We start from the raw sequence: 7,027 nt of genomic DNA, 5'->3' as shown, positions 1-7,027 counted from the left end.
GTGTTAGAACACTGTTACGCACTCACGACTCATTCGACGGTCAGGTTCAGGCGCTGGATTCCCCAGTTGTCTGCCTGGTTGCCGGGCGGCAGCCAGACGTCGAGGATGTCGTCCTTGATCCAGCTGCCGATGTCGGCGGCGTAGCAGTGGCCGTAGCCGGGGACGAAAAGCCTGGTGCCCCAAGGGATTATCCGCGCGTCGACGGCACAGATCCCGGAGCCGGCGTTGTAGCCGAGCGCGGTCTGGGCGACGTCGTTGTAGGCGGAAACGCGATAGTTGTACGTCGTGCCCTTCGGGATGCTGAAGGGCGCCAGCCGGTTGGCGGCGTTGAGCTGGAACGACGTCGAGATCTGGCCGAGTGACGCGGCGGAGTTGTCCTCGGCCTTCATCGCGTAGAGCTGGTAATGCGCGTTCTGGCACGGCTTCGGGTCGGTGACCAGGAAACTCGGCTGGCCCCAGTCGCTGATCCACTGCAGGGCCTGGCCGTTGCGGAACGCACGATAGGCGACCGCGCCGGGAACCTTGGCGAAGGTGAACGTCACCTTGCCGTCGGCACCGAGCCCGCCGCTGACCCCGGTCGGCGCCGGAAGACGGCTGCTGACGCTGTACGCCGGTGCTTCGACGCCCGGTCCGTGGCCACCGGAGACCCCTCGCTCGGGGATGGTGCCGGTGTAGAAATGCTGGCAGGCGGGCAAAGCCGCGGCCGACGCCGTCGACGGCACCGTGACCAGCGCGGCGAGGCTCAGGAACGCGAGCGCGGAGGCTCGTCTGATCCGATTCGAGGACATGCTGACGAACCTCCGGCGGGGATTTGGGGAGGAACAGCGTGGAACCGCCAGTGACGACGTTGTCACCAGCGGTTACCCGACCGTATGTGGCCTAGACCACAGAGTCAACAGGTCTAGACCTCTTTAACCCGTTCGTCGCCGAAAGTTCGATCAGCAGGTGCCGAGCATCTGCGAGATGGCCGACTTCTCGTCCTGGTCCACGGTCAGCTGGTAGCGCACCTTGATCGCGGCGTAGCCCTTGGCGTAGTCACACCAATAGGTCCGCAGCGGCGGCCGCCAGTGTCCGGGGTCCGAGTCGCCCTTGGACCGGTTGGAGGTCGCGGACACGGCGACGAGGTTCGCGGAGTCGTTGTAGAACTTCGACCGCTGCTCGGCCGACCAGCCGCGGGCACCCGACCGGTTCGCTTCCTTCACCGGCACGATGTGGTCGATGTCGAGCTCGCGGGCGTTGGTCACGACCAGGCCGTCGTAGGCGCTGGTCCACTTGCCGGTGCCGATCTTGCAGCTGGCCCCGGACTGCACGTCGGTGCCCTGGTGCTGCAACACGATCGCGCGGGTGTCACAGGACTTGCCCTGGCCGATCCAGTCACCCCAAGCCGCGCGGTCGTAATGCGCGCCGGTGTCTTCGACCGCCACGGTGAGCCGGCCGAGCAGCTCGGCGGGCGCACCGGCCGGGGCCGCGTCGGGGGTGTCTGTGGGCTGGCGTTCCATCAGCCAGATCGCGAGCAGGATCAGCGCCACGACGGCGGAGATGATGGTGGCGATGGACTTTTGACGACTCTTGGTAGGCAGGGCAGTGTCCTCTCCGAACAGGTCAGCTGCCCGAGTATGCCTGCCTGACCTGGAGAAACCCGGTATTACGGACGGGCGCGTCAGCGTGAATCCGGTCAGGAGTGCCCCTACCAGGATTCGAACCTGGACCTACCGGGTTTTGAAGCCGGCGCCTCTACCGATTGGGCTACAAGGGCGCAGCGCGTGCGGGGATCGAACCCGCGTCTCCGGAGTGAAAGTCCGATGTCCATTCCACTGGACCAACGCGCCAGGTTTCGGGCATTGAAAAGCCGCCCTACAGTTCTTCCGGCAAGCGTTCGGTCATGACCTGAGTTTGCGCCGGGGCCTGAATTCCGGCAACCGATTTATCGGCGCACAGAGCGTTCTGTTGCGAGCAAAGTGAATACGGCGGCGAACGCGCCGGCTAACGCGCAGCCCAAGGCGAAGGGCACGGAAGGTTCGTGGCTGCTCAGCACGGAAACGAAAAGCCAGCCGGCCGCGCCGAAAAGCGCGCCCAATACCGGACTGCCGAATCGGCCCGAGCGCCAGCGGTGGCCGTGCCGGATCGTGCGGAGGCCGGATTCCAGGTACGCCAATGCGAACAGGCCGAGCAGCAGGCTCCCGGTGCCCATCGCACTGGCGAGTGGATGTTGGCGCGTAAGCAAAGTGAACGGCTGCACGGTGTCGGCCAGCCCGGCTCGCGCCCAGCGCACCTCACCGGTCACAGCACCGCCGACGATCCAGCGGGCGACGGCGGGCGGTTCGAGATCCGCCGAGAAATGGCCGTTCCGATCCGGATCGGCCGCCTTGACGGCCGATCCCAGCGGCACACCAGCGGCTGACATCGAGAGCGTGACGTTCACCGGATCCGAGCCCGCGCCGTCACCGGTGACGGTGATCGACTGCGCGAGATTGACGGTGACCGGCTCGGCGATCCCGGCGCCGTCCACCGTCACGTTGACCGCGGCGGTATGCGGAAGTGTTGCGGGGGTTAGGAAAGCGACGACGGCCAGCACCACGAGCGCGGCGAAAGCGGCCAGCTTCGGCCACAGCGCGGACGCGGGCTTGGGTGGTTCCCGATCGAGATCCGCGCGGGTCGCGGAGCGGGTCGGGTCCGGAACTTCGTTGCGCGACAGTGGTACGACTGGCACGGCGAACGTGCGCTCTTCGCGGTGTCCGTTGGCGGGCGCGGCGAGACTGGCCATCACCCGGGGCGTCAAGTGCAGCACCGGAACTCCGGACCGTTCCAGCCAGCCGGGGCCGAAGACCCGCGTCGCCGCCGCGGCGAGATCGGTCGCGAAGGATTCCGCCTCGCGGTACCGATCGGTCAATTCCCTTGCCAGACTTCGCATGACGACCCCGGCGAGCGGCATCGGCACACCGGAAATGGGCCGTGGATCGGTGAACATGTGCTGACGCATCATGCTGATCGCGCCGCGGGTGTTGTCGAAGGGAAGCTCGCCGGACAGCAGTTCGTAAAGCACGGTGCCCGCGGAATAGACGTCGGCCGCCGGGCTCAGCGCGTTGCCCATCGCCTGCTCCGGCGCGATGTACGCGGGCGTGCCGAGCACCTCGCCGCCGTGCGTGACGAGCGTGGCGCCTTCGCTGATCACCTGCGCGATCCCGAAGTCTGCCACCTTCATCACGCCCTGGGTGGTGAAGAGCAGGTTCTTCGGCTTGACGTCGAGATGCAGTACGCCCGCGCGATGTGCGGCATGCAGTCCGGCCAGCATCGCCAACGCGATGGCGCAGGCCTGCTCCCCGCTGACGCCTTCGAGCCGGAAGCGGCTGTGCACGGTTCCGCCGTCGAGGCGTTCCATCACCAGCAGGTTGTCGCGGCCCGACTGCACGTAGTCGTAGACCGGGACGATGTGCGGATGGTCGAGGCTCGCGAGAACCCGGGCCTCGCGGTCGAAGAGTTCGCTGACCCCCGGCCGGTCGGCCATGTCCGCGGGCAGTTGCTTGATCGCGACCTGACGGCCGAGCGAGCGGTGCACCCCGGCGAAGACGACACCCATCCCGCCGGACCCGATCTCGTCGCCGATCGCGTACTGCGGCAGCGCCACGATCATGGCGGCGGGCGCCGTCATCGGGAATACCCCTCGGTGGTCGCGTCGAACTGGCGGGTGGTGAGACCCATCGTGAAGTCGTCGTCGGGCGCGTCGACGACGGACTCCGGCGCCGGGTGCGGAGTGAGGTAACCGAGCAGGAGCGCGATGGCGGCCGCACCGAGCACGACCGGAATCTCCACCACCGGTTCGGGCGGCACCAGCCGCAGCACCGACAACGTGACCACGGCGACCAGCCCGGTGCCGACACCGGCGGGCAGGAACCGCAACGCGCGCCGCCACCGGTTCGGCGAAAGGCGGTGGCGGGCAAGCGCCAGCAACGCGCCCGCCCATGCCAGCACGGTGAGCACGAGCATGGCGAGACCGAACACGCCGTAGACCGACCAGATCGAGCCGCGGACATCGGTGACCGTGCTCGCGCTGCCGAGGGTTTCGCGCTGGGAGTCCAGCAGTTCCACCGACGCCGGCAGCAGGCCGATCGCCTGACCGTTGAGAGCGGCGAGGTCGAGTTCGAGGGTGCGGGTGGCGCGACCGCCGGCCGGGACGTCGAACGGAACCATGATGTCGTAGGAGAAGAACGTCAGCGCCAGCGCGACTCCGGACAGCCGGACACTGCGCACCCGGATCGACGACGAGCCGTTGTTGATGGCCGTGACAGCCAGTTCGACCGGCTCACCGGGTTCCACCGCGACGGTGTTGTCACCGATGTTCTGCCCGTCGATGGTGACCGCGATCTTCAGCGCCTCACCGGATCCGGCGGCCACCGCGGGGGACGCCCCCAGCAGAACCACGCCGATCCCCAACGCAACCCCGCGCCGATGATACGTCCCATTTGGGTATCCCCTAGTTGCCTGATCCGACTGGTCGGGAATGCTACAGCGAGTCGTCAGATCAACCGAGTGTTCTTACCGATAAAGGACGTTCCGATGCGTACGGTGGTTCGGGCTGTTTTCGGAGTTGTGGCCGGAGCGTGTCTTTTGCTCACCATTACACCCACCGGTAACGCACAACAGCAACCATCGGTTGGTTTGAAACCGGCAAGCGGTTCCGCGGGTAGTTCATTCACCATTAGTTGGAGTGGCTTTACCGCGTGCCGCACGGTCGCATTTCTTTGGGCGGACAGCTCGTTATTGGCGTCGGGCGCCGGACAAAATGGATCCGTCGGAGCGACGGTGCCCGCCAGTGCGAAACCCGGCAGCTATCTCGTGGTCGGCAGATGCCAGCGGCAGGTCGGCAGGAATACCTTCACGGTGACCGGGACAGTCACGCCGACACCTCCGGTCACCACCAAGCCGCCGGTAACACCCACGCCTCCGGTCACCACCAAGCCCGCGACACCGTCCCGGCCGAGCACCACGACGCCAGTGAAGACCACGACACCGACCACCCCCACGACGACGAGTGACTCGCCGACCCCCACCCCGACCGCCAGCTCGGACGTCCCGGAGATCGAGCCGCCCTCCGACGGCGCGCTGACGCTGGACCGCCCGAGTGTGAACCCCGGCGACGTCCTCTACGCGTCCGGCAGCGGTTGCCAGCCAGGGCACAGCGTCACCATGACCGCCAACGGCGAGACCGTCGGTACCTCGACGGCGGACTCGACCGGGCACTTCTCCTCACCCGTCGAGTTCACCCGGATCGAGCCGGGACGTCACTTCGTCACGGCGAGCTGCGGCATCGTGCTCACCGGCGCGGTCGACCAGATCCTCACGAGTTCGACCGGCGGGCACAGCGGCACGCTGGTGATCTTGGTCTTCTTCGTCCTGGTCGGGATCGCACTGATCCGATTCGCCTAGGCCGTGTCCTGACACCCGGCGGGCGCGGCTGACCTGCGCCTGCCCGGGTTCGACCAGGTGCGCTGCTAGGCTTCTCAGACGACTTTCGCCCATTCTCCGGCCCAGGACGTGCATGCCTAAGATCCACAAGGTCCCGCCGAAGTATCAGCAGATCGCGGACCACATCCGAGACCAGATCTTCAACGGTGAACTCAAACCCGGTGACGAAGTCTGGTCCGAGCGCACACTGGTCACCGAATGGGAAGTCGCCAGGCCGACCGCCTCCAAGGCCCTGGCCACCCTGCGAACCGAGGGCTTCGTCGAAAGCAGGCAGGGCTCCGGCACCTACGTGAGCGGCTACCAGCTGAGCAGCGCCGGCGGACGGCCGATGCGAGTCGGTTCCATCGACGTCGCCTACGCGTCCAACCTGTCGATCGAATTCCTGCTGGCCGACACGGTGACCGGTCCCGCGCACGTCGTCCAGGAATTGGGGCAGCCCGAGGACGCGACCGTTATCCGTCGCCGAATTCTCGTCAACAACGAGGACACCTCACCCGCCGAAGTGCTGACCTCGTGGTTTCCTTTTGATCTTGCCGATAAAGCACCTCTCCTTCTCAAACCCGAACTCGCGCCGAACACCGTGCGCGCCTACCTGTCGAGCAAGACCGGACGCAAGATCACCCGCGGCCGCGACAAGGTCATCGCCCGGCTCGCCACCGAAGCCGAACAAGAACAACTCGGGCTCGACAATCCCTCCGCCGTTCTTGTACACCGTCTAACGGTCTTCGATTCGGAGGGTGATGCGATATTGCTCAACGAAGCCGTCTATCCGCCGAACTCGTGGAAATTGGAACAGGAATATCCCTTCCCCTCCTAAAATTCTTTTCTTAATTCAAGCTCAAGTCCATCTCAACTAAGGCCTCACCTATTTCCCTCCTCGCCGAAGCTCGCCCGATCCAGTGGCATAAGCCACTATACCGGCCACTGGCACAGTCCACAACCCGCAGTCGTCCTCCGGGCACACGCAGCGACAATCCAACGTTGCATCCGGCAGGACTTGCCCCAGAAGCACGGTCGAACTGCCCGGACTTACACGTCACCCGCACGGGCGACATGGCCGTGACACTTGAAGCCGACACGTAACGCACAAATGAGCACGATTCATGTTTTCGATCACGCTTTCGGCTCCCAATGCGAGCGGACGCCGGAGAACTTGTCTCAGCCCTGGGGAAGCCGTAATGTTCGGAGAGCCTTCACTGGCGAAGGAAACATCATATGAACAGTGCGACCATTCCCCATGACCGCAAAGACGGATTGCCCCCGGTTCGTCATCCGCGAGCGGCTGAACTTGGTAAATGACGCTGGACGGAAGCGCTCATTTGAGAATTGAGCTACTCGGGCCCGTGCGCGCTTGGCGAGCGCACGACGAGCTCGCCCTCGGCTCCGCGCATCGGCGAGCTGTGCTGACAGTGCTGGCGATGCGGGCGAACCATGTGGTGGCCAGAACCGAACTCATCGACGCCATCTGGGGCGACTCCGCGCCGGCGAGCGCCAACGGAAGCATTTACACCTACGTCTCCGGTCTCCGCGCGGCGCTCGAACCCGGGCGGGAGCGCCGGTCCGA

Annotated in this window: 8 protein-coding genes and 2 tRNA genes; 3 read left to right on the top strand and 7 right to left on the bottom strand. The window is 65.8% G+C overall.

Annotated elements, in window-relative coordinates; all coding sequences use genetic code 11:
- Nucleotides 1-29: 29 nt before the first annotated feature.
- The 7 genes from VGP60_RS21920 to VGP60_RS21890 all read right to left on the bottom strand — a co-directional run bounded on the left by VGP60_RS21920 (nucleotide 30) and on the right by VGP60_RS21890 (nucleotide 5,003).
- Complete coding sequence (locus VGP60_RS21920) at nucleotides 30-788, bottom strand: 3D domain-containing protein (RefSeq protein ID WP_327549927.1); 759 nt, start codon at nucleotides 786-788, stop codon at nucleotides 30-32.
- A gap of 150 nt (nucleotides 789-938) precedes the next feature.
- Complete coding sequence (locus VGP60_RS21915; protein WP_327549926.1) at nucleotides 939-1,529, bottom strand: HNH endonuclease family protein; 591 nt, start codon at nucleotides 1,527-1,529, stop codon at nucleotides 939-941.
- A 153-nt stretch (nucleotides 1,530-1,682) separates the two neighbouring features.
- A tRNA-Leu gene (locus tag VGP60_RS21910) sits at nucleotides 1,683-1,756 on the bottom strand.
- 1 nt (nucleotide 1,757) lies between these two features.
- Nucleotides 1,758-1,829: transfer RNA gene (locus tag VGP60_RS21905), tRNA-Glu, on the bottom strand.
- A 95-nt stretch (nucleotides 1,830-1,924) separates the two neighbouring features.
- A complete protein-coding gene (locus VGP60_RS21900; RefSeq protein WP_327549925.1) occupies nucleotides 1,925-3,649 on the bottom strand; it encodes a serine/threonine-protein kinase in 1,725 nt (574 codons plus the stop codon).
- A complete protein-coding gene (locus VGP60_RS21895; RefSeq protein WP_327549924.1) occupies nucleotides 3,646-4,419 on the bottom strand; it encodes a hypothetical protein in 774 nt (257 codons plus the stop codon). Before VGP60_RS21895 ends, VGP60_RS21900 begins: the two co-directional genes overlap by 4 nt.
- 407 nt (nucleotides 4,420-4,826) lie before the next feature.
- On the bottom strand, nucleotides 4,827-5,003 hold the full coding sequence (locus VGP60_RS21890; protein ID WP_327549923.1) for a hypothetical protein: 177 nt from the start codon (nucleotides 5,001-5,003) through the stop codon (nucleotides 4,827-4,829).
- Here VGP60_RS21890 and VGP60_RS21885 point away from each other — a divergent pair.
- From VGP60_RS21885 to VGP60_RS21875, 3 genes are all read left to right on the top strand, one after another.
- Nucleotides 4,993-5,424 carry a hypothetical protein gene (locus VGP60_RS21885; protein WP_327549922.1) on the top strand — a complete coding sequence of 144 codons (432 nt, stop codon included), beginning with the start codon at nucleotides 4,993-4,995 and terminating at the stop codon, nucleotides 5,422-5,424. The two genes, VGP60_RS21890 and VGP60_RS21885, sit on opposite strands and share 11 nt — an antisense overlap.
- Before the next feature lie 112 nt (nucleotides 5,425-5,536).
- Entirely contained in the window at nucleotides 5,537-6,280 is a 744-nt protein-coding gene (locus tag VGP60_RS21880; RefSeq protein WP_327549921.1) for a GntR family transcriptional regulator, read from the top strand.
- Between the two features lie 478 nt (nucleotides 6,281-6,758).
- On the top strand, nucleotides 6,759-7,027 hold a 269-nt coding region (locus VGP60_RS21875; protein ID WP_327549920.1), incomplete at its 3' end, for an AfsR/SARP family transcriptional regulator.

Origin of the sequence: Amycolatopsis sp., from assembly GCF_036008905.1 — a bacterium.
In the GTDB taxonomy this organism is placed as follows: Bacteria; Actinomycetota; Actinomycetes; order Mycobacteriales; family Pseudonocardiaceae; genus Amycolatopsis.
The sequence above is the reverse complement of the archived record's forward strand: the minus strand, read 5'-3'. Positions and strand labels throughout refer to the sequence as shown.

Bases quoted from the DNA above. Each gene is read 5' to 3' on its own strand.
- VGP60_RS21920 (WP_327549927.1), bottom strand. From the start codon at position 788: ATGTCCTCGAATCGGATCAGACGAGCCTCCGCGCTCGCGTTCCTGAGC.
- VGP60_RS21880 (WP_327549921.1), top strand. From the start codon at position 5,537: ATGCCTAAGATCCACAAGGTCCCGCCGAAGTATCAGCAGATCGCGGAC.
- VGP60_RS21900 (WP_327549925.1), bottom strand. From the start codon at position 3,649: ATGACGGCGCCCGCCGCCATGATCGTGGCGCTGCCGCAGTACGCGATC.